General features: G+C 63.6%; 29 protein-coding genes. 20 read left to right on the top strand and 9 right to left on the bottom strand.

Annotated features, from left to right (window positions below; translation table 11 throughout):
• Window positions 1–81 precede the first annotated feature (81 nt).
• Window positions 82–891, top strand: coding sequence for an AraC family transcriptional regulator (locus NKH23_RS01520; RefSeq protein WP_352911933.1), 810 nt, complete (start codon window positions 82–84; stop codon window positions 889–891).
• A gap of 37 nt (window positions 892–928) precedes the next feature.
• On the opposite strand, the gene NKH23_RS01515 is transcribed toward NKH23_RS01520, so the two are convergent.
• Window positions 929–1,822 carry a D-alanyl-D-alanine carboxypeptidase family protein gene (locus tag NKH23_RS01515; RefSeq protein WP_352911931.1) on the bottom strand — a complete coding sequence of 298 codons (894 nt, stop codon included), beginning with the start codon at window positions 1,820–1,822 and terminating at the stop codon, window positions 929–931.
• A 237-nt stretch (window positions 1,823–2,059) separates the two neighbouring features.
• Here NKH23_RS01515 and NKH23_RS01510 point away from each other — a divergent pair, with 237 nt between their 5' ends.
• Together NKH23_RS01510 and NKH23_RS01505 are read left to right on the top strand one after the other, a co-directional pair.
• Complete coding sequence (locus NKH23_RS01510; protein WP_353034160.1) at window positions 2,060–3,166, top strand: hypothetical protein; 1,107 nt, start codon at window positions 2,060–2,062, stop codon at window positions 3,164–3,166.
• A 76-nt stretch (window positions 3,167–3,242) separates the two neighbouring features.
• On the top strand, window positions 3,243–3,863 hold the full coding sequence (locus NKH23_RS01505; protein ID WP_352911926.1) for a nucleoside triphosphate hydrolase: 621 nt from the start codon (window positions 3,243–3,245) through the stop codon (window positions 3,861–3,863).
• Between the two features lie 43 nt (window positions 3,864–3,906).
• Here the strand turns inward: NKH23_RS01505 and NKH23_RS01500 are convergent, their stop codons facing one another.
• Window positions 3,907–4,197 carry a hypothetical protein gene (locus tag NKH23_RS01500; RefSeq protein WP_352911923.1) on the bottom strand — a complete coding sequence of 97 codons (291 nt, stop codon included), beginning with the start codon at window positions 4,195–4,197 and terminating at the stop codon, window positions 3,907–3,909.
• On the opposite strand from NKH23_RS01500, the gene NKH23_RS01495 reads away from it, so the two are divergent.
• Window positions 4,190–4,315 (top strand): hypothetical protein, encoded by a 126-nt coding sequence (locus NKH23_RS01495; RefSeq protein WP_352911920.1) that lies wholly within the window; start codon window positions 4,190–4,192, stop codon window positions 4,313–4,315. The two genes, NKH23_RS01500 and NKH23_RS01495, sit on opposite strands and share 8 nt — an antisense overlap.
• Window positions 4,316–4,336: 21 nt before the next feature.
• Here the strand turns inward: NKH23_RS01495 and NKH23_RS01490 are convergent, their stop codons facing one another.
• The 3 genes from NKH23_RS01490 to NKH23_RS01480 form a co-directional block, all read right to left on the bottom strand.
• A complete protein-coding gene (locus NKH23_RS01490) occupies window positions 4,337–5,041 on the bottom strand; it encodes a glutathione S-transferase family protein (RefSeq protein WP_352911918.1) in 705 nt (234 codons plus the stop codon).
• 135 nt (window positions 5,042–5,176) lie between these two features.
• Window positions 5,177–6,385, bottom strand: coding sequence for a beta-ketoacyl-[acyl-carrier-protein] synthase family protein (locus tag NKH23_RS01485; protein ID WP_352467770.1), 1,209 nt, complete (start codon window positions 6,383–6,385; stop codon window positions 5,177–5,179).
• A 4-nt stretch (window positions 6,386–6,389) separates the two neighbouring features.
• Complete coding sequence (locus tag NKH23_RS01480; RefSeq protein WP_023677013.1) at window positions 6,390–6,644, bottom strand: acyl carrier protein; 255 nt, start codon at window positions 6,642–6,644, stop codon at window positions 6,390–6,392.
• A gap of 202 nt (window positions 6,645–6,846) precedes the next feature.
• Here NKH23_RS01480 and NKH23_RS01475 point away from each other — a divergent pair, with 202 nt between their 5' ends.
• From NKH23_RS01475 to NKH23_RS01460, 4 genes are read left to right on the top strand one after another with little or no spacing between them, the layout of a single operon-like run.
• Window positions 6,847–7,686 carry an urease accessory protein UreD gene (locus NKH23_RS01475; RefSeq protein WP_352911915.1) on the top strand — a complete coding sequence of 280 codons (840 nt, stop codon included), beginning with the start codon at window positions 6,847–6,849 and terminating at the stop codon, window positions 7,684–7,686.
• A gap of 28 nt (window positions 7,687–7,714) precedes the next feature.
• Window positions 7,715–8,017, top strand: a complete 303-nt coding sequence (locus NKH23_RS01470; protein ID WP_023677011.1) for an urease subunit gamma — start codon at window positions 7,715–7,717, stop codon at window positions 8,015–8,017.
• A gap of 19 nt (window positions 8,018–8,036) precedes the next feature.
• Window positions 8,037–8,291: a DUF1272 domain-containing protein gene (locus NKH23_RS01465; protein WP_352911913.1), complete on the top strand. Its 255-nt coding sequence runs from the start codon at window positions 8,037–8,039 to the stop codon at window positions 8,289–8,291.
• A 29-nt stretch (window positions 8,292–8,320) separates the two neighbouring features.
• Window positions 8,321–8,626 (top strand): urease subunit beta, encoded by a 306-nt coding sequence (locus NKH23_RS01460; RefSeq protein WP_352911909.1) that lies wholly within the window; start codon window positions 8,321–8,323, stop codon window positions 8,624–8,626.
• Between the two features lie 26 nt (window positions 8,627–8,652).
• Here the strand turns inward: NKH23_RS01460 and NKH23_RS01455 are convergent, their stop codons facing one another.
• Both NKH23_RS01455 and NKH23_RS01450 read right to left on the bottom strand, forming a co-directional pair.
• Window positions 8,653–9,147, bottom strand: a complete 495-nt coding sequence (locus NKH23_RS01455; RefSeq protein ID WP_023722544.1) for a hypothetical protein — start codon at window positions 9,145–9,147, stop codon at window positions 8,653–8,655.
• Window positions 9,148–9,273: 126 nt separating this feature from the next.
• Window positions 9,274–9,657 (bottom strand): hypothetical protein, encoded by a 384-nt coding sequence (locus tag NKH23_RS01450; RefSeq protein ID WP_352911905.1) that lies wholly within the window; start codon window positions 9,655–9,657, stop codon window positions 9,274–9,276.
• 176 nt (window positions 9,658–9,833) lie between these two features.
• Here NKH23_RS01450 and NKH23_RS01445 point away from each other — a divergent pair, with 176 nt between their 5' ends.
• From NKH23_RS01445 to NKH23_RS01410, 8 genes are all read left to right on the top strand, one after another.
• Window positions 9,834–10,175, top strand: coding sequence for a DUF6547 family protein (locus tag NKH23_RS01445; RefSeq protein ID WP_352911902.1), 342 nt, complete (start codon window positions 9,834–9,836; stop codon window positions 10,173–10,175).
• A gap of 170 nt (window positions 10,176–10,345) precedes the next feature.
• The gene (ureC, locus tag NKH23_RS01440) at window positions 10,346–12,061 is read left to right on the top strand and encodes an urease subunit alpha (protein WP_353034157.1); all 1,716 of its coding nucleotides are present in this window, start codon (window positions 10,346–10,348) and stop codon (window positions 12,059–12,061) included.
• Window positions 12,062–12,108: 47 nt separating this feature from the next.
• Window positions 12,109–12,702, top strand: a complete 594-nt coding sequence (locus NKH23_RS01435) for a hypothetical protein (RefSeq protein WP_352467774.1) — start codon at window positions 12,109–12,111, stop codon at window positions 12,700–12,702.
• Between the two features lie 57 nt (window positions 12,703–12,759).
• Entirely contained in the window at window positions 12,760–13,344 is a 585-nt protein-coding gene (locus NKH23_RS01430; RefSeq protein ID WP_352977120.1) for an urease accessory protein UreE, read from the top strand.
• Window positions 13,331–14,026, top strand: coding sequence for an urease accessory protein UreF (locus NKH23_RS01425; protein ID WP_502908305.1), 696 nt, complete (start codon window positions 13,331–13,333; stop codon window positions 14,024–14,026). Before NKH23_RS01430 ends, NKH23_RS01425 begins: the two co-directional genes overlap by 14 nt.
• Complete coding sequence (locus NKH23_RS01420) at window positions 14,023–14,463, top strand: DUF3995 domain-containing protein (RefSeq protein WP_352911891.1); 441 nt, start codon at window positions 14,023–14,025, stop codon at window positions 14,461–14,463. Before NKH23_RS01425 ends, NKH23_RS01420 begins: the two co-directional genes overlap by 4 nt.
• Window positions 14,460–15,101, top strand: a complete 642-nt coding sequence (gene ureG, locus NKH23_RS01415) for an urease accessory protein UreG (RefSeq protein WP_352911888.1) — start codon at window positions 14,460–14,462, stop codon at window positions 15,099–15,101. Before NKH23_RS01420 ends, ureG begins: the two co-directional genes overlap by 4 nt.
• An 81-nt stretch (window positions 15,102–15,182) precedes the next feature.
• On the top strand, window positions 15,183–15,950 hold the full coding sequence (locus NKH23_RS01410) for a class II aldolase and adducin N-terminal domain-containing protein (RefSeq protein ID WP_352911885.1): 768 nt from the start codon (window positions 15,183–15,185) through the stop codon (window positions 15,948–15,950).
• 22 nt (window positions 15,951–15,972) lie between these two features.
• On the opposite strand, the gene NKH23_RS01405 is transcribed toward NKH23_RS01410, so the two are convergent.
• Entirely contained in the window at window positions 15,973–16,605 is a 633-nt protein-coding gene (locus tag NKH23_RS01405; protein ID WP_352911882.1) for an HAD family hydrolase, read from the bottom strand.
• Window positions 16,606–16,934: 329 nt separating this feature from the next.
• On the opposite strand from NKH23_RS01405, the gene NKH23_RS01400 reads away from it, so the two are divergent.
• On the top strand, window positions 16,935–17,894 hold the full coding sequence (locus NKH23_RS01400) for a sugar-binding transcriptional regulator (protein ID WP_352716338.1): 960 nt from the start codon (window positions 16,935–16,937) through the stop codon (window positions 17,892–17,894).
• 75 nt (window positions 17,895–17,969) lie between these two features.
• Here the strand turns inward: NKH23_RS01400 and NKH23_RS01395 are convergent, their stop codons facing one another.
• Entirely contained in the window at window positions 17,970–18,155 is a 186-nt protein-coding gene (locus NKH23_RS01395) for a hypothetical protein (protein WP_292662415.1), read from the bottom strand.
• Between the two features lie 110 nt (window positions 18,156–18,265).
• Here NKH23_RS01395 and gcvA point away from each other — a divergent pair, with 110 nt between their 5' ends.
• From gcvA to NKH23_RS01380, 3 genes are all read left to right on the top strand, one after another.
• Window positions 18,266–19,177 (top strand): transcriptional regulator GcvA, encoded by a 912-nt coding sequence (gene gcvA, locus NKH23_RS01390; RefSeq protein WP_292662413.1) that lies wholly within the window; start codon window positions 18,266–18,268, stop codon window positions 19,175–19,177.
• A 221-nt stretch (window positions 19,178–19,398) separates the two neighbouring features.
• On the top strand, window positions 19,399–20,709 hold the full coding sequence (locus NKH23_RS01385; protein WP_352467784.1) for an ABC transporter substrate-binding protein: 1,311 nt from the start codon (window positions 19,399–19,401) through the stop codon (window positions 20,707–20,709).
• Window positions 20,710–20,822: 113 nt separating this feature from the next.
• Entirely contained in the window at window positions 20,823–21,695 is an 873-nt protein-coding gene (locus tag NKH23_RS01380) for a carbohydrate ABC transporter permease (protein ID WP_031195183.1), read from the top strand.
• Window positions 21,696–21,705 lie beyond the last annotated feature (10 nt).

The following is a 21,705-nucleotide window of genomic DNA, read 5'->3' as shown; positions in this document are numbered from 1 at the left end:
CTCATCCGGTGGCCTAAATTATCGACTTTCCTGGTTGAGTAATTTAGATATCTTGGCACTTGATCGCTAAAATCAGTCAAAATGAGACAGCCTCTTCGCTTCCCCTGGCCGAATTTCGATCCGGATGACGTCCTCGCCCCGGCAATCGCCGTGCGCGTTGACGTTACCGAAACCAGGGCGGAGGTGCCCGACCACCGCCACCGCAAAGGCCAACTCGTCTTCGCGCTCGGCGGGGGCGTCACATGTCGCGTCCCCAGCGGCCTGTGGATGGTGCCGCCGCATTGCGCGGTGTGGATTCCCGGCGACATGGAGCACAGCAATATCGCGACCGCCAATGCCCGGATTTTCTTCGTCTATATCGAGCCGGGAGCTGCCGACCTGCCGGACCGGTGCTGCACACTGTCGATCTCGCCGTTGCTGCGTGAGCTCATCATCGAGCTGGCCGATCGCGGTGAGGACGAGGACGCCAGGAGCGAGCTCCTGACCAGGGTTCTGCTCGCCGAACTGCCGCGTATGCCTGTCCAGCAGCTACATTTGCCGATCTCGTCCGAGCCGCGCTTGAGGCGCATCGCCGCAGCGTTGGCGGAAGATACTGCCGACCGCAGCACCTTGGCGCAATGGGCCAGTCGCGTCGCGCTCAGCGAGAGCAGTCTCGCACGTCTCGTGGTAAAGGAGACAGGGCTGACCTTCGGGCGCTGGCGCCAGCAATTGCACCTGATCGTCGCATTGCGCGAGCTGGCCTCCGGCGCGAGCGTGCAGCAGGTTTCGGCCGATCTCGGTTACGAGTCGGTCACCGCCTTCATCACCATGTTCAAGAAAGCGCTTGGCAAGCCGCCGGCAAAGTATCTCAGCGGTATCGCGCAAAACGGCGGTTCGGCGTTTGTCGCCTGATGAGCGCCCTGATCCGCCGCCCGCCGGACGTCAGCCCTCACTGCTGCTCGGCATACAGCAGCCGCGTCGTCGCATTCGCCATCCCCGTCGACAGGCTGCGCTGGATCAGCGCCTCGACATGGTCGTTGCGCTGGCGCGCGCTGTCGGCGCCCATCACCACGATGATCAGCCTGTGCCCGTCCGCATTATAGGAGGTAACGATGTTGAAGCCGGAAGCCCTGATGTAGCCGGTCTTGATGCCGTCGACGCCGCGCACCCGGCCGAGCATGTCGTTGTGGCCGCGCACCAGCCTGCCGCGAAACATGAAGTCGCTTTCGGAGAAATAGTGGAAATGCTGCGGGAAGCGGGCGTGCAGCGCCATGCCGAGCACCGCCATGTCGCGCGCGCTCGTGTGCTGGTCGCCGTCCGGCAGGCCCGAGGCGTTGCGGAAAACGGTGCTGCTCATGCCGATCTGGCGCGCCTTGGCGGTCATCATGCCGGCGAACGCCTCTTCGCTGCCGCCGAGATATTCGGCAACGGCGACCGCCACGTCATTGGCCGATTTGACGACGATGGCGCGGATCGCCGAATCGACGTCGATCGTCTCGCCGCGCCTGAACCGCAGCTTGGTCGGCGGCTGCCGGGCGGCGTTGTCCGACACCGGAATTTGCGTCTCCTTGCTGATGCGGCCCTGGTCCAGCGCCTCGAACAGAAGGTACAGCGTCATCATCTTGGTCAGTGACGCCGGATAACGCGGCGCCGTCGAATTGACCTCGAACAGCGTCTTGCCGGTGCCGGCATCGATGACCATGGCGGCATATTTCTGCGGCGGCGCCGGCACCGCCAGCACGCTGTCGGGCGGCGCCACCGTCGTGCAGCCGGCGGCAAACAGCAGCAGCGCCAGCACAGCGACGCATTTGTGAATGAGCGAAAAGAAGCGGAAGGCGGACAAGTCAGTTCCGAAGGCAGGCTGTTTCTGAGACGAGGCGAAGCTATCTTAACGCAAAGGCACAGTCCATTTGGTTAATATCGGTCGGTGCCTGGATTGGTGCCCTGTCCACAGGCCGACGTGGCGCGGTCTGATGTGAATTGCCGGCCACCGCGCTTGCGCAACCGGCGGCGAGTGGGCTTTGCTGGCGCCGGCAGAATCGGGCCGCCAGTATCGGGCCGGGAGAATCGGTAGGTGCACATGGATACGGTCACGATCAGGGCAAAGGGCATTTCGGTATCGGTCGATCTGGCCGTCGGCCATCTCGCCGACATGGCGATTGAGATCGATGGCCGTCGGCTGAAGCCGCTGCATCGCGCACCCTGGGTCGGCGAGCCGCGCGAGACGCTGCCGAAAGACCTGCCTGAAGGGACGGTCCACCTGTCGGGCGATTTCCTGTGCGCGCCGTTCTCGACCAGCGACGTCGAAGCGGCACCTTTGCATGGCTGGCCGGCCAATAGTCGCTGGGACGTCGTCGATAGCGCAGCAACGGCCGATGGCTGGCGCGCCGTCTTCCGTCTGCAGCGCCCGGTCATGGGCGCAACCGTCGACAAGATCCTGACCTTGCGCAACGATCATCCCCTTCTCTATCAGGAGCACGTCTTTTCCGGCGGCGCCGGCGCCATTCCCGTCGCCCACCACCCGATGACGGTGATGAAGGCCGGCGGCAAGCTGGCGTTCTCGGCGAAGCGCTTTGCCGCAACGCCGAACGAGGCGCCTGAGCCCGATCCGGCCCGCGGCCGCTCTTTGCTCGCCTACCCGGCGCGCAGCGCCGACCTGACGCGCTTTCCCGCCGCCGATGGCGGCACGATCGACCTGACCACCTATCGCATGGACCAGGAGCGTGAGGATTTCGTCACGCTGGTCGAGGCCGATCATGGCGGGCCGGGCTGGACGGCGCTGGCGCGCCAGGCGGAAGCCGATCTCGTGCTGGTGCTGAAGAACCCGGCCGAATTGCCGGTCACCATGCTGTGGGTCAGCAATGGCGGGCGCGATTATGCGCCATGGAGTGGCCGCCATCGCGGCGTGCTCGGCATCGAGGACGGCCGCACCGCCGTCGGCCACGCCGCATCGCTCGGCGACAATTGGCTGAAGCGCGAAGGCGTGGCGACCGCCTTTGCCCTTTCTGAAGGGCGCAGCTTTTCGTTCCGCCATGTCATCGGCGCACTGCCATGGCCATCCGGCGAGCCGCCGCGCGACGTCACGACCTCGCCGGGCCGCATGCGCATCCTGGCCGCCGATGATGCGGTGCGCGACATCGGCTTCGACAGCGATTTCCTGCGGATCGGCCAATCCAGGCCCGATTGAAGGCCTGGCACAATCCGGCGTTTGAAATTTCCGAAAACTGCCGCCAAAATGCGCCAGAACCAACGTAAGGGGGCCAATGTCCGAGATCGCCCATATCGCTGCTGCCATTTTCAAGCGCGCCGGCAGGGCGCCGCGCTTCGTCGTTGCCATTGCCGGTCCGCCCGGCGCCGGCAAATCGACATTGTCGGCAGGGTTGCACGACTTGCTGCCGGAAGGCACGGCGGAAGTCGTGCCGATGGACGGCTTCCATTACGACGATGTCGTGCTCGAGCGGCGCGGCCTTCGCGCGCGAAAAGGTGCCCCGGAAACCTTTGATTTTGCCGGCTTCGAAACGCTGCTGAAGCGCATCCGCGCCGGCGAGCCGGATATCGCCATCCCGGTCTTCGACCGCAGCATGGAGCTGTCGCGCGCCGCCGCTGCGATCATCGCCGCCGAGACCAAATTCATCCTGGTTGAAGGCAATTATCTGCTGCTCGACGAAGAGCCATGGACGCGGCTGGCGCCGCTGTTCGACTTCTCGATCTTTGTCGATGTGCCGCGCGCCGAGCTCGAGCGCCGGCTGCTGGAGCGATGGCACGAGCACGGCCGGTCCGACGAGGACGCGCGCGCCTGGATCGTTTCCAACGACATGCCGAACATCGATCGCGTGCTTGCCCGTCGGCGGCCCGCCGACCTGGTGGTCGGTGAGCAGGCCTGATCTGTAAGGACTGTTCGGCCGGAACCTTAACACTTTCAGGCCGTTATCCCGGACACGGCAATCGTGCCGCATGAGGGAACAGTTCGATGGAAACCATGGCAAGAAAGCCTGCGCCCGCCAAGGGCAGGGCAACACGATCAAAAGCAACCCGAGCGAAAACCAGCGCCGGCCCGGCAGCGGCGACGCGTTCCAAGGATGCGGCAAAGCCCAGCTTTGGCAAGGCAGCGCCGAAAAAGGTGATGCCTGCTGCGAGCAAGGCCGCAGCTCCCAAAGCCGCCAGCCCTAAAAAGCCGGCAAGCAGCAGCGCATCGATCGCAGGCAGCGCAATGCGCACCGTCAAAACGACGGCCAACGTCGCCGCTGGTGCCGTGCTTGCGACCGCCAAAGGTGCGGCGTCGCTTGCCGCTTCCGTAGTCGGCAAGAGCTCGAAACGCCGGACCAAGGCAAAATAGCCGGTCCAGTCAGGCTTTCGATCAGGCTCTGGCCGGAATGGTGAGGCCCCTCTGCACCGCCGGCCGGGCAAGGCCGCGCTCCAGCCATGCGCCCACGCTGGGGAAGTCGTCGAAACCGACGAGTTCCCGTGCCTCGTAAAAACTGATCAGATTGCGCACCCATCCAAGCATCGAAATGTCGGCGATGGTGTAGTCGTCGCCCATGATCCAGCTGCGGCGCTTGAGCCTCGTTTCGAGGACGCCGATCAGCCGTCGCGACTCGTCGCGATAACGTTCCAGCGGGCGCTTGTCGGCGATTTCGCGCCCGGCGAATTTGTGGAAGAAACCGACTTGGCCGAACATCGGCCCGATCGAAGCCATCTGGAAGAACACCCACTGGATCGTCTCGTAACGCAGCGTTGCGTCTGCCGGAACCAGCTTGCCGGTCTTGTCGCTGAGGTAGAGCAGGATGGCGCCGGATTCGAACAAGCCGATCGGCTTGCCGCCCGGGCCGTTCGGATCGATCATCGCCGGTATCTTGCCGTTCGGGTTCAAAGACAGGAATTCCGGGGTCCAGCTCTCGTTCTTGCCGATGTCGACGGCATGCGGCTCGTACGGCAGGCCAAGTTCCTCCAGCGCGATCGATATCTTCACCCCGTTCGGCGTCGGAAACGAATAAAGCTGGATGCGGTCGGGGTGGCTCGCCGGCCAGCGCGTGGCGATCGGAAACGCGGACAGATCGGTCATCGAAACTCCTGGTCGGGGACCGCGCCGAGCGGCACGGTCATGGCGGGTCGCAGAGAGTTAGGCGCGACGCCTGGCGCGATCAATATGCGCATGGAAAGTTTCACGGCCCCGGTGAAGGGCCCGCAAGGCGTGCGGTCACACGGCCTTGACCGCCAGCACCGCATTGGTGCCGCCGAAGGCGAAGCTGTTGCTGATCGCGGTGCGCACGGTGCGTTCGCGCGCCACGTTCGGCGTGATGTCGAGATCGCAGTCGGCGTCGGCTTCCCGATAGTTGGCCGTCGGCGGCACGATGCCTTCGCGGATCGCCATCACGCAGGCGATCATTTCCAGCGCGCCAGATGCGCCGAGGCAGTGGGCGTGCATCGATTTGGTCGAGGAGATAGAAAGCTTGTAGGCATGGCCGCCGAAGACACGCTTGATCGCCGCTGTCTCAATCTGGTCGTTGGCCTTGGTGCCGGTGCCATGCGCGTTGAGATAGTCGACGTCCTCGGGATTGAGCCCGGCATCGACGAGGCAGAAGCGCATCGCCGCCTCAGGCCCTTCGATAGTTGGCGCGACGATGTCGGAGGCGTCGGCGGAAAGGCCGACGCCGGCGATTTCGGCAAGGATGGCGGCGCCGCGCGCCATGGCATGCTCATACGTTTCCAGCACCACCATGCCGGCGCCTTCGCCGAGCACGAGCCCTTGGCGGTCGGCCGAAAACGGCCGGCAGGTGTCCGGCGACAGTACCCGCAGGGCCTCCCAGCCCTTGAGGATGCCCCAGACCAGCGGCGCATCGGTGCCGCCGGCGACCATGACATCGGCCCGGCCGAGCCTGATCTGATCGACCGCCGAGGCAATGGCGTGGTTGGATGACGAGCAGGCAGAGGTGATGCCGAACACCGGCCCGCGCAGACCAAGATTCATGCTGACGTGGCCGGCGGCTGCGCCCGGCATTACTTTCGGTACGGTGAAGATGCCGGCGCGGTTCTTGCCTTCGAGCAGGATGGCGCGATAGTTCTCTTCGATTGCCTCCCAGCCGCAGACGCCGACGCCGACGATGGTGCCCATCCGGTAGGTGTTGGCCGCGTGCGGGTTCAATCCCGCCTGCTGTGCCGCCTCCCGCGCGGCGATCGTCGCCAGAAGGCTGAAGCGGTCCATCGACACGACCTGCTTGCGGTCGATGCCGTGCTCGGGAAGCGCCTTGATTTCGCAGCCGACCTTGACCTTCAGATCATGCAGCAGCGGATTGTCGATCGCGCCGATTGCCGAACGGCCGGCGCGCATCTCATTCCAGATTGCCGGTGCATTGGTGCCGAGGCCGCATAATCCGCCGATGCCCGTGATGACGATGCGCTTGTGCATTCGGTCAGGCTTTTTTCGCGATCAGCGCGCGAACCGCCTCGACCATGTCGCCGACATTCTTCAGATTGCTCCAGGCATCGACCGTGTTCATCTCGATTTCGATGCCATACTCTTCCTCGAGATCGAAGATGATTTCCGTCAGTTCCAGCGAATGGATGCCAAGGGCGGTCAGTTCGGTACTGGTGGTGATTTCCTCGCCGCCCGGCTCGGCATGAGCCTTGATCTTGGCGATGATATCGTTTGCCAGCTGGTCAGCCATTCGGTTTCTTCCCCAACTCTGTCGTTTCCCGACGCCAACTGATCAGCGCCCCTTTTGTCCTCGATTACGTCGTCATCGTCGCCTTTTACCCCCGCCGGGCGCCGGTGACCGTACCAAGGTGGCTCCCTCTATAGAAACCGAAACGCTGTCAAGCAACAAGCTATATATCGACAAAGCCGCCGCAGTGCTTAACGTTGGTGTCGTGGATACGATCGCATATAGCTTGACCCCAGTGCCGGCCCAGCGTGTTGCCGGCGTCGCGCGGCTTGGCTGCGACTGGAACGGAGGCCGCACGCGTCTTCGGCGGCTGTACCAGGACGGCTCTGCCAAGATCCGCATGCCGGCGGTCTCGGCCGATCCGCTCGAAGCCGTCCTGATCAACACTGCCGGCGGGCTGACCGGTGGCGACCGTCTCGCCTGGGAGGTCGATGTCGGTGCCGGCGCCGCCGCAACCATAACGACGCAGGCCTGCGAGAAAATCTACCGCGCCGCATCCGACCGCGCCGAAGTGCGGGTGCAGCTGACCGTCGGCGAAGATGGCCATATTGCCTGGCTGCCGCAGGAAACCATCGTCTTCGACCGCTCGGCCTTTGCCCGCACACTTGACGTGGAGCTTGCCGCCGGAGCCGAGGCGCTGATCCTGGAGGCTACCGTCTTCGGCCGTCTGGCCATGGGTGAACGGGCAGCGCAAGGCCATTTCCACGACCGCTGGCGTGTCCGCCAGGACGGGAAGCTGGTCCATGCCGAGGAGTTCCGCATCGGGCCCGACATTGCGGCCACCTTGAACCGCACGGCAGTTGCCGGCGGTGCCGTCGCCGTGGCGACGCTGCTGATGGTGTCGCCGCGGGCAGAGGCTTTGCTCGAGCCGGCCCGGGGCATAGTCGGCGGCCAGGGCGGCGTCAGTTTCTGGAGCGTGCGGAAATCTGGCAAGCTTCTTGCGAGGCTGTTCGCCGAGGACGGCTACCAGCTCCGCAAGCGGCTGGTGCCGCTTGTCGAATCGCTCAACGGACGGGCAGGCCTGCCCAAATTATGGTCACTCTGATTTCGATCGTGCCACTGCAGGAAAAAGCATGAATCTGACGCCGAGGGAGAAAGACAAGCTGCTGATCGCCATGGCGGCGATCGTGGCCCGCAAGCGGCTCGAACGCGGCGTCAAGCTCAATCATCCGGAAGCGATCGCGCTGATCACCGATTTCGTCGTTGAGGGGGCCCGCGACGGCCGCGCGGTCGCCGAGCTGATGGAGGCCGGTGCCCATGTCGTCACGCGGGCCCAGGTGATGGAAGGCATTGCCGAAATGATCCACGACGTGCAGGTCGAGGCGACGTTTCCAGACGGCACCAAACTGGTGACCGTGCACGAGCCGATCAGATAACACCGCCAAGGAGAGGAAAATGCTTGAGCTGCGTCCCAACTGCGAGTGCTGCGACAAGGATCTGCCGCCCGATGCGACGGATGCGGTGATCTGCACCTTCGAATGCACCTTTTGCGCCGACTGCGCACAAAACGTGCTCGGCGGCGCCTGCCCGAATTGCGGCGGCAACTTCTCGGCCCGCCCGATCCGTCCGGCAGCGCTGCTGAAGAAATATCCGGCCTCCACCAGACGTGTGCTGAAGGCCGAAGGCTGCGGCCCCCGCAAGGCCGCCTGATCCGGCGACCGTGAAACGGAAGGCAATCAATGATCCCTGGCGAAATCATCACGGCAAGCGGCGAGATCGAGCTGAACAAGGGACTGCCGACGGTCACCTTGAAGGTAGCCAACAGCGGCGACCGGCCGATCCAGGTCGGCAGCCATTACCACTTCTTCGAGACCAATGCGGGACTGAGATTCGATCGCGACAAGGCCCGCGGCATGCGCCTCGACATCGCTGCCGGCACCGCGATGCGCTTCGAGCCGGGGCAGGAGCGCGACGTTACTCTGGTGCCGCTCGGCGGCAAGCGCGAGGTCTACGGGTTTCAGCAGAAGATCATGGGCGCGCTGTGAGATCGAAGGCGTCGAGCAGTTTCGGCTCAGCCGGGCGGCTTGGCCGCCGCATAGATGACGACCTTTCCGGGATCGTCGAATTCTACCGCCAGAACGTCCTCGGTCTGCACTCGCCGCGAGTCGATGGCGTTGAACAGCAATGCGTTCGCCTCGATCTCCTTGCGCAGCTCGGCAATGTCGTCCCGATGTTGCCTGACCTTGTTCTCGATCGCCGGCGGCGGGCCGCCTTCGGTGCGCGCGGCGTCGGTAAGAAACACGATATCGACCTTGTCGAGCTTGGATGTCTTGCGCACGACGGCGATGTTTTCACGCGTGCGGTCAATCGCCGAACTGACCTTGCCGGCTTCCGCATTTGTCTTGGTCTCTTCCTGGCCGACCTCCGAGCCGACGATCCGGTTGACGGTCTCGGCGCTGTCCAGGCTTTGCGCGTTCAGCGCGGCGTGCGGAATGCTGGCTGCCAGAAACGCGGTTGCGGCAATCCCATGCAGCCATCTGGTGTCGGAGAAGGTGGTGATCGCCATCGCTCGTTCTCAGGGTCCTTTTCGAGGCTTGTGTCAGGGCGACAGGACCGAAACGTAACGTCCCCCGTGAAGGTTCCCTTTGCGATGCGGCGGGCTGACCGGGCGCCGGCCCGCCGCCTCGTCTCGTCAGCTCGCTTTCTTGGTGATCAGCGTCAGCGCGCCATTGGTGCTCATGCTGGCGGCGATCACCTGCGCCGAGGTGAGCCCCTTGGCTTCGAGCGCGGATTTGACCTGCGGTGTCGCGTCGATCGAGCCGCGCAGTTTCTGCAGGTCGGCATCGCTGCGCTTGGCGATCACCTCGTTGACCTTGGCTTGAGTGTCCGCCGGCAGATCCTTGATATCGACGACGTTGATCGCCTGGATGGTGGGCGCCTGCGGCTGCGCCCCGGGTGCGGCAGGAGCAGGCGCCGCCGGCGCCGGACTGGGCTGCTGCGCAGGCTGTTGCTGGCCGCTGGCGGCAGTTGCGAGCACCAGCGTGGCGGCGGCTGCCAGAAGGGTCGTTTTGCGCATGGATGTTCCTTTCCATCGATTGGCAAATGGTCGTTTTGGGGTGGCCCGGCCACCTCAAACGCTAAATGGGATCGGAAAGTGTCGCTCAGCGGGTCATTGCGTGACCATAGGATGGCGGCAATGTGGGGCCCGGCCGCGGGCAGGCCGTGTTTCAGCAGAAGGCAGTGGGGAAAACTATGATTTCCGCGAGCTTTTCGGAAGGCGGTTTGCGCTACCAGAAATTCATCGACGAATTTGTCGAGCTTTCGGGCTCCGAGGTCGTAGCAGATCGGATTAGAAAGTACGGGCATACGGAACGCACGAACCACGACGATTTGCCGTTGGATTTGCAGGAGGAAACAAGAAAGGCATTTCTCCTGTCACTCACCGGATCGAATAGGGAAATTGTTGCGCAATTGATCGAAGACGCTCGAAGTAGTGCAGTCCACGATGTTCTTTCCCATCTTCAGTGGAAGCACACATGTGGAGGGCTCGATTTGACTGTCGACGGCTATCGGCTGCCGAGGGAGCCGTTCTGAGGCAGTATGCATATGGACTACATGTGCCGGCGAGCCGGGGATCCGTGGCCCGAAGAGGATCCCGAGACTAACTAGCGAAGACGTCAGTGCGGCCCGCACGGGGGACTTTGGGGTTAAAGTAAGTAGCCATTCTGGCCGTTGAGGGCCGCATCCGCAAACAGGGAACATCCATGCCCGCCAAAATCACCCGCGCCGCCTATGCCCAGATGTACGGCCCGACCGTTGGCGACAAGGTCCGGCTCGCCGACACCGAGCTGTTCATCGAAGTCGAAAAGGATCTCACCCTTTACGGTGAGGAGGTGAAATTCGGCGGCGGCAAGGTCATCCGCGACGGCATGGGCCAGAGCCAGGTTTCGCGCGCGCAAGGCGCGGTCGACACCGTCATCACCAATGCGCTGGTCGTCGATGCCACCGCCGGCATCGTCAAGGCCGATATCGGCCTCAGGGACAGCCGCATCGCCGCGATCGGCAAGGCCGGCAATCCGGATACTCAAGGCGGCGTTACCATTATCATCGGCCCGGGCACCGAGATTATTGCCGGCGAGGGCAAGATCGTGACCGCCGGCGGCTTCGACGCGCATATCCACTTCATCTGCCCGCAGCAGATCGAGGAAGCGCTGATGTCGGGCATCACCACCATGCTCGGCGGCGGCACCGGCCCGGCCCACGGCACGCTGGCGACCACCTGCACGCCGGGGCCGTGGCATCTGGCGCGCATGATCCAGTCTTTCGATGCCTTCCCGATGAATATCGGCCTGTCGGGCAAGGGCAACGCGTCGCTGCCTGCCGCGCTCGAGGAGATGGTGCTCGCCGGCGCCTGCTCGCTGAAGCTGCACGAGGACTGGGGCACAACGCCGGCTGCAATCGACTGCTGCCTGTCGGTCGCCGACGATTACGACGTGCAGGTGATGATCCACACCGACACGCTGAACGAGTCCGGCTTCGTCGAAAACACGGTCGCAGCGATCAAGGGCCGCACCATTCACGCCTTCCACACCGAAGGCGCCGGCGGCGGCCACGCGCCTGATATCATCAAGGTCTGCGGCCTGCCCAACGTCATTCCGTCCTCGACCAATCCGACCCGCCCCTACACGGTCAACACGCTGGCCGAACACCTCGACATGCTGATGGTCTGTCATCACCTGTCGCCGTCGATCCCCGAAGACATCGCCTTTGCCGAGAGCCGCATCCGCAAGGAAACCATCGCCGCCGAAGACATTCTGCACGACATCGGCGCCTTCTCGATCATCTCGTCGGACAGCCAGGCCATGGGTCGTGTCGGCGAAGTGGCGATCCGCTGCTGGCAGACCGCCGACAAGATGAAGCGCCAGCGCGGTTCGCTGCCGCAGGAGACCGGCAACAACGACAATTTCCGTGTCCGCCGCTACATCGCCAAATACACCATCAATCCGGCCATCGCGCATGGCCTGTCGAAGGACATCGGTTCGGTGGCGGTGGGAAAACGCGCTGACCTTGTGCTGTGGAACCCGGCCTTCTTCGGCGTCAAGCCGGACATGGTGCTGATTGGCGGCATGATCGCCGCCGCCCCGATGGGCGATCCCAACGCCTCGATCCCGACGCCGCAGCCGATGCACTATCGGCCGATGTTCGGCGCCTATGGCAAGGCGATGACCAATTCGTCGGTGACCTTCGTTTCGAAGGCCGCGCTCGATTCCGGCCTGCGCGGCAGGCTCGGCATCGACAAGCAGATGGTGGCGGTAGAGAACACCCGCGGCGGCATTGGCAAGCACTCGATGGTGCTCAACGACGCCACGCCGCATGTCGAGGTCGACCCCGAAACCTATGAGGTCCGCGCCGACGGCGAGTTGCTCACCTGCGAGCCGGCCACCGTGCTGCCGATGGCGCAACGCTACTTCCTGTTCTGAACCATAGGCGTTAGAACGACCGACGTAGAACATGCCGCGCCAGGCCTATGGACCAGCAACTCCCCTACGCCCACGACATTTTCCCTCATATCCGCATCGTCCTGGGCATGGTGATCGGCCTCGGCGTCACCCGCCTGCTGTCGGGGCTCGCCCGCATCGTCCAGCATCCCGGCCAATACCGGCTCTATCCCGTGCACCTCGCCTGGGTTGCGTCGGTGCTTTTAATGCTGGTGCATTTCTGGTGGTGGGAGTTCGGCCTGTTCCAGATCGAGAATTGGACCTTCGGCAAATACCTGTTCATCATCTTCTACGCCGTCACGCTGTTCCTGCTCTGCGCGCTGCTGTTTCCGGATTCGATGCTGGACTACACCAGCTATGAGGATTTCTTTTATTCGCGCCGGGCCTGGTTCTTCGGCCTGCTGGCGGCGACCTATCTGCTCGACGTGGTCGATACGCTGCTGAAAGGGCCGGCGCATTTCGCACATTTCGGCGTCGAATATCTGATCCGCACGCCGGTTTTCGTAGCGCTTTGCGTCATTGCGGTCCTGCTGCGCGACCGCCGCTTTCACATCGCCTTTGTCGCCGGCGCGCTCGTCTATCAGATATCGTTTATCCTGCGGCTCTTCGACACGATTGTTTGAGCGCCATTGGGGCGGCTGATCGGTATAGTCTAGGCTTTTTGCGAAAGGTAGTCTTACATGAAGCTCGACATCCGCACCGACTTCACCAAATTCCCGCGCGCTGTGGCGGTACTAGCTGCCGGCAAGGCCGGAACCACTACGCCGTATGACAGCGCAGTGCTTGCCCATGACGAGCGGCATCTGCGCCGTCGCGCCATCGAAACGGCCCGTAGCGACAAGGTGCTGGTCGACCTGCCCGAACCGGTGACCTTGAACCATGGCGACCGGCTGGTGCTGGAGGATGGCCGCCACATCGAGATCATCGCGGCGGCGGAGCCGCTCTACGACGTCCGGGCCAGCGACCCTGTTCATCTGGCCGAGCTTGCCTGGCACATCGGCAACCGCCATCTCGCAGCCGCCATCGAAGCTGGGCGCATCCTCATCCTGCGCGACCATGTCATCAAGGCGATGCTGGAAGGGCTTGGCGCCACCGTGAGCGACGTTTCCGAACCGTTCAAGCCGGTGCGCGGTGCCTATTCCGGGCATGGCGGGCACGGCCATGCTCATGCCGAGGTGCATGCACACAGCCACGCCGAAGCGCATTCCCATAGCCACAGCGAATCGCATTCCCACAGCCATTCGCACGACCATGATCATGACTGACCAGCCCTCCAACGTGGCCCAGCCTTCCAACGTTGCTTTGTTGCGGCTGATGGCGTGGCTGTCGCCGTCTTTTCCGGTCGGCGGTTTTTCCTACAGCCATGGCCTGGAACAAGCCGTGCATGCCGGGCTGGTTGCCGACGGCAAAGAGCTCGCCGCGTGGCTGGAGACGCTGGTCGAGATGGGTTCGGGCTGGAACGATGCGGTGCTGTTTGCCGAAAGCTGGCGCCGTGCGCGCGAAGCCGGCGATCTCGCCGAAATCGCAGCACTCGCAGAGGCCTTGGCCGGCTCGCGCGAGCGTCATGCCGAAACCATGCTGCAGGGCGCCGCCTTCCTGAAGGCGGCCTCGGCCTGGCCGTGCCAGGTGCTGGACCGCCTGCCGGCCGAATGTGCCTATTGCGTCGCCGTCGGTGCCGTCGCCGGCGGCCACGGAATTATGCTGCGGGATGCGCTGGCCGGCTTCCTGCAGGCCTTCTTTTCCAACCTCGTCCAGGCCGCGATCCGGCTTGGTGTCGTTGGCCAGACCGGAGCGACCGCGCTGCTCGCCGGCTTCGAGCCGCTGGCCTTGGCGACTGCAGCCCGCGCTTCCGACTCGACCCTCGACGATCTCGGCGGCTGCGCTTTTATCTCCGACATCACGGCGATGAAGCACGAGACCCAGTATTCGCGGCTGTTCCGCTCATGATCGTCCTAGCCTCCGCGCTCTCCTCGGTCCTGCTGCTGATCACCGCACTGCATGTCTATTGGGGCATTGGCGGCATCTGGCCGGGCAGGGACGCTGCCTCCTGCGCCCGCGCCGTCATCGGCTTTCATGGCGTCGACGAAATGCCGGCACCCTTCGCCAGCTTCGCCGTCGCCGCATGTCTCGGCCTGGCGACACTGTGGCCGATGGCGCTCGAGGGCATCTTTGCCACGCCGTTTCCCAAGGCTGGGCTTGCCGCCACGTCACTGCTTATCGCCCTGGTTTTCCTGGCGCGCGGCATTGCCGGCTTCACGTCCTGGTGGCGCCGGCTGACGCCCGAACAGCCTTTCGCGCGGCTCGATCTGCGTTACTATTCGCCGCTGTGCCTGCTGATCGGGCTTGCCTTCGCCATTCTTGCCTTCACGGAGTTCCCCGCATGATATCGCCCAACGGTCCTCTTCGCATCGGCATTGGCGGTCCCGTCGGCTCGGGCAAGACGACGCTCACCGAAAAGCTCTGCAAGGCGCTGCGTGACGAGTTCTCGATCGCCGTCGTCACCAACGACATCTACACCAAGGAAGACGCCATGATGCTGGCCCGGCTGCAGGCGCTGCCCGAGGATCGCATCGTCGGCGTCGAGACCGGCGGCTGTCCGCACACCGCCATCCGCGAGGACGCCTCGATCAATCTGCAGGCGATCGCCGAGATGACCAAAAAATTCCCGGATCTCGACATCGTCTTCATAGAATCGGGCGGCGACAACCTCGCCGCCACCTTCTCGCCGGACCTTGCCGACCTGACGCTCTATGTCATCTCGGTTTGCCAGGGCGAGGAGATTCCGCGCAAGGGCGGGCCGGCGATCACCCGGTCCGATTTCCTGGTCATCAACAAGAGCGACCTTGCGCCCTATGTGAACGTCAATCTCGACATCATGGAACGCGACGCTGCCCGCATGCGCGGCAAACGGCCGTTCGGCTTCACCGACCTGTCGCGCGGCAAGGGACTGCAGGAGGTGATAGACTTCATCGTCGAGCATGGCGGGCTCAGGGTCGGCGCGGCCACCAGCACGGCGGCATAACGGCGCTCGCCTGCACCAAACGAAACCGGTTGCGCGTGTTCCAGCCGCGCGGCATGCTCGCTCCATTCACGGAGGTCTACGATGAGCATCACGCGCCTGCAGAAGGAAGTGCTGACCAACCTGCCGTTCTATGAGGAGCGCGTCGATCTGGCTTGCGCCTTCCGCTGGACGGCGCGGCTTAACATGCACGAGGCGGTGGCCAACCATTTTTCGCTGGCGGTCAACGACGATGGCTCGCAATTCCTGATGAACCCTAACCAGGTGCATTTCTCGCGCATCAAGGCGAGCGATCTGCTTCTGATCGACGCCAATGATCCCGACACGCTGGTCGGCCCGAATGCGCCCGATCCGACGGCGTGGGGGCTGCATGGTGCCATCCATCGCAACGTGCGTCATGCGCGCTGCGTCATGCATGTCCACTCGATCCACGCCACCGTGCTTGCCTCGCTTGCCGACTCGACGCTGCCGCCGGTCGACCAGAACTCGGCAATCTTCTTCAACCGCCATGTCGTCGACGCTCATTATGGCGGGCTGGCCTTCGAGGAAGAGGGCGAGCGCTGCTCGCAGCTTCTTGTGGACCCGAAGGTCAAGGTCATGGTGATGGGCAACCATGGCGTGCTGGTCATCGGTGACAGCGTCGCCGACACCTTCAACCGCATGTTCTATTTCGAGCGCGCCGCCGAAACCTATATCAAGGCGCTGTGGACAGGCCGGACGCTGCGGGTTCTGTCGGATGAGATCGCCGAAAAGGCGGCACGGGAACAGGAAGACTATCCCGGCCAGGCCGAGCGCCACCTTTCCGAACTGAAGGCGATCCTCGACGAGCAGGAGCCTGCCTACCGGAACTGAGTGCAGTCCCGCCGGGCCTGGCTTAAAGCCCGAGCTTGGCCCGCAATTCGTCGGCGCTGTTGATGACAATCGCCCCCGGCGGCCCTTCCATGGGCACCTCTGGCCAGAAGATCGTCTTCATTCCCGCTGCCAGCCCCGCCGTGGCGCCGGTCACGCTGTCATCGACCGCCACGGCCTCGGCGGGATCGACGTCGGCCAACCAGGCGGCGCGCAGGAAAGGTTCGGCATGCGGCTTGCCTTCGCGCACGTCGTTGCGGCTGACCGTCTTCATGCCGGGATAGACGAGGCCTACGGCGCGCAGATTGGCATCGACGATCAGCCTGTCCGAGTTGGACACCACCGCTTGCGGCACGCCAAGCTCCCGCAGCTCATTGAAAATCTCGATCGCGCCGCTGCGTGGCGTCAGCGTTTCGGCCATCGGCAGATAGTGATCGTATTTGCGCACGATCCAGTCGTCGAAAGGCAGGTCGAGGCCGAACTCGTCGCGCAGCATTTCGTAGACCGGCCATGCGGCGATGCCGAGCACCCGCTCGTGCAGGTTGGCCGGCGGTGCGATGCCGACGCTGTGCAGCGCCGCAATCAGCGCTGCCTCGTGCAGCGGCTCGCTGTCGACCAGCGTGCCGTCCATATCCCAGAAAACCGCTTTCGGCGTCATGCAAGGCTCCATTCTCCAAAATCCCTTAAAGCGTTTAGCGCGGGAGATAAACCGCCGCGTCCCCGCTAATGCATGTCGCGCAAAAGTGTGCAGCGGTTTTGCGATAACGACATGCATGAGGCCGATCGAACACGTCGCGCTTTGGAACCGAGATTGGTGCGACCTCGACAGCCTTGCTGTTGCGACGAGACTAGGTCGACCCCGTCACTTCGTTCGAACCACCAAGTCCTTAAGCAATTGCTCGTACAATAGGCAATTGCGCGCAAGTTCATTCCCTGCGAAACTATGGTACTCCGCCTCTTATGCTCGGCGGGTTGGGAGGCAGGAACTTGAATTCGCGGCAGGACAGCGGCGGCAACAGGCTGGACGACGCGGCGCGCGCCGGATGGCTCTATTACGTTGCCGGCAACACCCAGGACCAGATCGCCGCCACGCTTGGCATCTCGCGGCAGACGGCGCAGCGGCTGGTGTCGCTCGCAGTCTCCGAAGGGCTGATCAAGGTGCGCGTCGACCATCCGATCGCCAATTGCCTCGACCTTGCGGCACGGCTGAAATCGCGCTTTGCCCTTGATCTGGTCGAGGTGGTGCCGAGCGACCCGTCTTCGTCCTCCACCGTCATCGGCGTCGCAGAGGCGGCGGCGGCCGAGATCGAGCGGCGGCTGAGGTCGCCGACCCCGATTGTCATGGCGATCGGCACCGGCCGCACGCTGAAGGCCGCGATCGAGCAGCTGCCGCCGATGGAATGCCCGCAGCACAAGGTGGTATCGCTGACCGGCAACATCTCGCCGGACGGCTCGGCCGCCTTCTACAACGTCATCTTCACCATGGCCGACAGGGTCAAGGCGCGCTCGTTTCCGATGCCTTTGCCGGTCATCGCCTCCTCGCCGGAGGAGCGCGAGATGCTGCTCAGCCAGCCGATGATCCAGCCGACGCTGGCGCTTGCGGCCGAGGCCGACGTCACTTTTGTCGGCATAGGCGATCTCGGCCCGAAGGCGCCGCTTTACGAGGACGGCTTCATCTCGGAGGGTGAATTGAAGGCGCTGCAGAAGGCCGGCGGCGTCGCCGAGATCGTCGGCTGGGTGTTCGATCGCGACGGCCGCATGATCGACGGCATCACCAACGACCGGGTGTCGTCGGCGCCGCTGCCGTCGCGCGAAAAGTCGCTGGTGATCGCGCTTGCCATGGGCGACCGCAAGCTGCCGGGCATCTTCGCCGCCGTCAACCGGCGGCTGGTCAACGGCCTGATCACCGATGAGCGGACCGCCGCCGCCCTGCTGGCGGGCGCATGATCTCCGAGCCCCTGACGGTCGGAAACGATCATGTGAAATCGAAACGCATCTGAACCCCCGATAAAACGAGCGACACTACTGGCGACGGCCGCAAGGATCATTGCCGTCGAGGAAGCCCATGTCTCGCTGCAGATGCGGCGGCAGTTCCCGGACGTCGAGATAGGCCCGTTTCCGCGCCGCGTGCCTTGCCAATCCCCGCGCCAGCCGTGAAAACCAGCCATGGGCTGGAGCAAGAAGCAGCTTTTCCTGTATTGTGGTCATGATCGTCAGCCTTCGCTATCTCTAGGCGTAATTGATCTTCAACACGGAATATCGGTAGGACCGGCCGGTGCCGCCAATCAAACGTCGATCACTGCCCATAAGGAGGGCTTATGCCGGAGCTCAATTCACGACAGCTGGTTTCGCAGCTTCCTCCGCTTCAGGCGATCCGGGTGTTCGAGGCCGTGGCGCGGCATCTCTCGTTCACCAAGGCCGCCCAGGAGCTTGGCATGACGCAGGCGGCGGCAAGCTATCAGATCAAGCTTCTGGAGGAGCGCATCGGCGCGCCCTTGTTCCTGCGCCAGCCAAAACAGATCGTGCTGACCGAACCCGGCCAACGCCTGGCGCCCGCGGTCAGCGAAGCATTCGCGCTGTTGAGCGGCGCCTATGCCGCCGCGCGCACCGGCGCCGACGGCGTACTTTGCGTTTCGACGCTGCTGACCTTTGCCTCCAATTGGCTGGCGCAGCATCTCGGTTCGTTCCAGGTCGCGCATCCGTCGCTGGCGGTGCGCGTCGACACCTCGAACAGGGTTGTCGACTTTGCCAGAGAGGATATCGACATCGCCATCCGCTCCGGTGGCGGCAACTGGCCGGGCGTCGAGACCCATATGCTTTTCAGGGCCGATTTCACGCCGGTTCTCAGCCCAAAGCTCGCGGCAAGCATCGGCGGCGTCAAGGAGCCGGCCGACTTGCTGCGGCTGCCGATCCTCGACCCGGGCGACATCTGGTGGCGGGACTGGTTTGCCGCCGCCGGCCTGCCGGTCGAGGAACTGGCCAAGCGCCCCGGCACCAGCATGGGCGCGCAGGCCTATGAGGCCAACGCCGCGATTGCCGGCCACGGCGTGGCGATCGTTACCAAGGCGCTGTTCAAGACCGAACTTGCCGACGGCCGCCTGATCCAGCCCTTCGATCTTGTTGGTGACGACGGCCATGCCTATTGGCTGGTCTATCCGACAGCGCGGCGCAACGTGCCGAAGATCCGCGCCTTCCGCGATTGGATCCTGAGCGAGATCGCTTGCCAATAGGCTGAATCCCAGCCACCCGGACAGCAAAGCTCCGGCTTTTGGCGGCGCGATGAGCCCGACCGAACCCCTCTCACATATCCCGCGAGTGGCCCAGGCTTGCCGCTGCACGAGACCGACGTGCTGCGCTGCAGCAACGAATCCGTCTTGACATAATTCACCGCAAGTGAGTAATTGCTCACAGCCAAGGCAAATGCTCATCTTGGTTTATGGGAGGAATTTTGATGAAACTTCGCACGTTCACCCTAGGCCTGTTCTCGGCCAGCGCGCTTGCTTTCGCCGCGCATGCCGAATCCATCACCATCGCCACGGTCAACAATGGCGACATGGTCCGCATGCAGAAGCTGACCGACGACTTCACCGCAACGAATCCCGACATTCAGCTGCAGTGGGTCACGCTCGAGGAAAATGTCCTGCGCGAGCGCGTCACCACCGACATCGCCACCAAGGGTGGCCAGTACGACGTGATGACCATCGGCACCTACGAGGTGCCGATCTGGGCCAAGCAGAGCTGGCTCTTGCCTCTCGACAAGCTCGGCGACGATTACGACGTCAAGGACATCATCCCGGCCATAGCCGGCGGCCTGTCGGTCGACGGCAAGCTCTATGCAGCGCCGTTCTACGGCGAAAGCTCCTTCGTCATGTACCGCAAGGACCTGATGGAAAAGGCCGGGCTCAAGATGCCCGATGCACCGACTTGGGACTTCATCAAGCAGGCCGCCGACAAGATGACCGACCGCGCCAACGGCGTGAACGGCGTCTGCCTGCGCGGCAAGGCAGGCTGGGGCGAGAACATGGCCTTCCTGACCGCCATGTCGAACTCGTTCGGTGCGCGCTGGTTCGACGAGAACTGGAAGCCGCAATTCGACCAGCCCGAATGGAAGAACACGCTGCAATTCTATGTCGACCTGATGAAGGCCGACGGCCCCGAGGGCGCGTCGTCCAACGGCTTCAACGAAAACCTGGCGCTGTTCCAGCAGGGCAAATGCGGCATGTGGATCGACGCCACCGTCGCTGCCTCCTTCGTCTCCGACCCGAAGAACTCCACCGTCGCCGACAAGGTCGGCTATGCGCTGGCGCCGGACAATGGCCTCGGCAAGCGCGGCAATTGGCTGTGGGCATGGTCGCTGGCCATCCCCGCCGGCACCCAGAAGGCCGACGCCGCTCAAAAGTTCGTATCCTGGGCTACCAGCAAGCATTATGCCGAGCTCGTCGCCTCGAAGGAAGGCTGGGCCAACGTTCCGCCGGGAACGCGCTCCTCGCTCTATGCCAATCCCGAGTACCAGAAGGCAGCGCCTTTCGCCAAGATGACGCTGGACTCGATCAACTCCGCCGATCCGACGCACCCAACCGTCAAGCCGGTGCCTTATGTCGGCGTCCAGTTCGTCGCCATTCCTGAGTTCCAGGGTCTCGGCACCACCGTCGGCCAGCTCTTCTCAGCGGCACTTGCCGGCCAGTCGAGCGTCGACGATGCCTTGAAGCAGGCGCAGGACGCCGCCACCGCGACGATGACCGAGGGCGGTTACATCAAGTAGGTTCCTCCCGGTGCCGGTTGCCAATAGCAATCGGCACCGGCCGCCCGAATCCCAGTTCGGGCGGCCAGCTTCATACCGCTGAAAAACTTGGCTGACCTCGAAGGGTGACCGTCATGGCTACTCAGCAGACCCGTTCGCTTGCCCGTTTCATGATGGCGCCATCCGTGGTGCTGCTGCTGGTTTGGATGATTGTGCCGCTGGCATTCACGCTGTGGTTCTCCTTCCAGCAGTACAATCCGCTCAATCCGATGCGCGACGGCTTCGTCGGCTTTTCGAACTACGCGCTGTTCTATTCCAACCCGGCATTCCTGCAGTCGATCCTCAACACGCTCACCATCGTCGTCAGCGTGCTTTTGATCACGGTGATCGGCGGTATCTTGCTGGCGCTTCTGCTCGATCAGCCGATGTGGGGACAGGGCATCGTCCGCATCCTCGTCATCTCGCCGTTCTTCGTCATGCCGCCGGTGGCAGCACTGGTCTGGAAGAACATGATCATGCATCCGCAGTACGGTGTCTTCGCCGATATTGCGCGCTTCTTCGGCGGGCAGCCGATCGACTGGTTCGGGCAGCACCCGCTCCTGGCGATCATCATCATCGTTGCCTGGCAGTGGCTGCCGTTTGCGACGCTGATCCTGTTGACCGCGCTTCAGTCGCTCGACGGCGAGCAGAAGGAAGCCGCCGAAATGGACGGTGCCGGCTTCATCAGCCGCTTCATTTATTTGACGCTGCCGCATATGTCGCGCGCCATAACCGTCGTCATCCTGATCCAGACGATCTTCCTTCTGTCGGTCTATGCCGAGATCCTCGTCACCACCAATGGCGGCCCGGGTTACGCCTCTACCAACCTGCCCTTCCTCGTCTACCAGAAGGCATTGCTGGAGTTCAAAATCGGCCAGGCGTCCGCCGGCGGCATCATCGCCGTCATTCTCGCCAACATCGTCGCCTTCTTCGCCATGCGCGCCGTCGGCAAGAACCTGGACAAATAAGGGAGGCTAA

The sequence above is a fragment of the Mesorhizobium sp. M1328 genome, from assembly GCF_040318075.1.
Lineage (GTDB): Bacteria > Pseudomonadota > Alphaproteobacteria > Rhizobiales > Rhizobiaceae > Mesorhizobium.
The sequence above is the reverse complement of the archived record's forward strand: the minus strand, read 5'-3'. Positions and strand labels throughout refer to the sequence as shown.

What these genes read in the sequence shown, in the direction of transcription:
- NKH23_RS01520 (WP_352911933.1), top strand. Translation starts at nt 82, where the DNA reads ATGAGACAGCCTCTTCGCTTCCCCTGGCCGAATTTCGATCCGGATGAC.
- NKH23_RS01510 (WP_353034160.1), top strand. Translation starts at nt 2,060, where the DNA reads ATGGATACGGTCACGATCAGGGCAAAGGGCATTTCGGTATCGGTCGAT.
- NKH23_RS01505 (WP_352911926.1), top strand. Translation starts at nt 3,243, where the DNA reads ATGTCCGAGATCGCCCATATCGCTGCTGCCATTTTCAAGCGCGCCGGC.
- NKH23_RS01495 (WP_352911920.1), top strand. Translation starts at nt 4,190, where the DNA reads ATGCGCACCGTCAAAACGACGGCCAACGTCGCCGCTGGTGCCGTGCTT.
- NKH23_RS01490 (WP_352911918.1), bottom strand. Translation starts at nt 5,041, where the DNA reads ATGACCGATCTGTCCGCGTTTCCGATCGCCACGCGCTGGCCGGCGAGC.
- NKH23_RS01485 (WP_352467770.1), bottom strand. Translation starts at nt 6,385, where the DNA reads ATGCACAAGCGCATCGTCATCACGGGCATCGGCGGATTATGCGGCCTC.
- NKH23_RS01480 (WP_023677013.1), bottom strand. Translation starts at nt 6,644, where the DNA reads ATGGCTGACCAGCTGGCAAACGATATCATCGCCAAGATCAAGGCTCAT.
- NKH23_RS01470 (WP_023677011.1), top strand. Translation starts at nt 7,715, where the DNA reads ATGAATCTGACGCCGAGGGAGAAAGACAAGCTGCTGATCGCCATGGCG.
- NKH23_RS01465 (WP_352911913.1), top strand. Translation starts at nt 8,037, where the DNA reads ATGCTTGAGCTGCGTCCCAACTGCGAGTGCTGCGACAAGGATCTGCCG.
- NKH23_RS01460 (WP_352911909.1), top strand. Translation starts at nt 8,321, where the DNA reads ATGATCCCTGGCGAAATCATCACGGCAAGCGGCGAGATCGAGCTGAAC.
- NKH23_RS01455 (WP_023722544.1), bottom strand. Translation starts at nt 9,147, where the DNA reads ATGGCGATCACCACCTTCTCCGACACCAGATGGCTGCATGGGATTGCC.
- NKH23_RS01450 (WP_352911905.1), bottom strand. Translation starts at nt 9,657, where the DNA reads ATGCGCAAAACGACCCTTCTGGCAGCCGCCGCCACGCTGGTGCTCGCA.
- NKH23_RS01445 (WP_352911902.1), top strand. Translation starts at nt 9,834, where the DNA reads ATGATTTCCGCGAGCTTTTCGGAAGGCGGTTTGCGCTACCAGAAATTC.
- ureC (WP_353034157.1), top strand. Translation starts at nt 10,346, where the DNA reads ATGCCCGCCAAAATCACCCGCGCCGCCTATGCCCAGATGTACGGCCCG.
- NKH23_RS01435 (WP_352467774.1), top strand. Translation starts at nt 12,109, where the DNA reads ATGGACCAGCAACTCCCCTACGCCCACGACATTTTCCCTCATATCCGC.
- NKH23_RS01430 (WP_352977120.1), top strand. Translation starts at nt 12,760, where the DNA reads ATGAAGCTCGACATCCGCACCGACTTCACCAAATTCCCGCGCGCTGTG.
- NKH23_RS01425 (WP_502908305.1), top strand. Translation starts at nt 13,331, where the DNA reads ATGATCATGACTGACCAGCCCTCCAACGTGGCCCAGCCTTCCAACGTT.
- NKH23_RS01420 (WP_352911891.1), top strand. Translation starts at nt 14,023, where the DNA reads ATGATCGTCCTAGCCTCCGCGCTCTCCTCGGTCCTGCTGCTGATCACC.
- ureG (WP_352911888.1), top strand. Translation starts at nt 14,460, where the DNA reads ATGATATCGCCCAACGGTCCTCTTCGCATCGGCATTGGCGGTCCCGTC.
- NKH23_RS01410 (WP_352911885.1), top strand. Translation starts at nt 15,183, where the DNA reads ATGAGCATCACGCGCCTGCAGAAGGAAGTGCTGACCAACCTGCCGTTC.
- NKH23_RS01405 (WP_352911882.1), bottom strand. Translation starts at nt 16,605, where the DNA reads ATGACGCCGAAAGCGGTTTTCTGGGATATGGACGGCACGCTGGTCGAC.
- NKH23_RS01395 (WP_292662415.1), bottom strand. Translation starts at nt 18,155, where the DNA reads ATGACCACAATACAGGAAAAGCTGCTTCTTGCTCCAGCCCATGGCTGG.
- gcvA (WP_292662413.1), top strand. Translation starts at nt 18,266, where the DNA reads ATGCCGGAGCTCAATTCACGACAGCTGGTTTCGCAGCTTCCTCCGCTT.
- NKH23_RS01385 (WP_352467784.1), top strand. Translation starts at nt 19,399, where the DNA reads ATGAAACTTCGCACGTTCACCCTAGGCCTGTTCTCGGCCAGCGCGCTT.
- NKH23_RS01380 (WP_031195183.1), top strand. Translation starts at nt 20,823, where the DNA reads ATGGCTACTCAGCAGACCCGTTCGCTTGCCCGTTTCATGATGGCGCCA.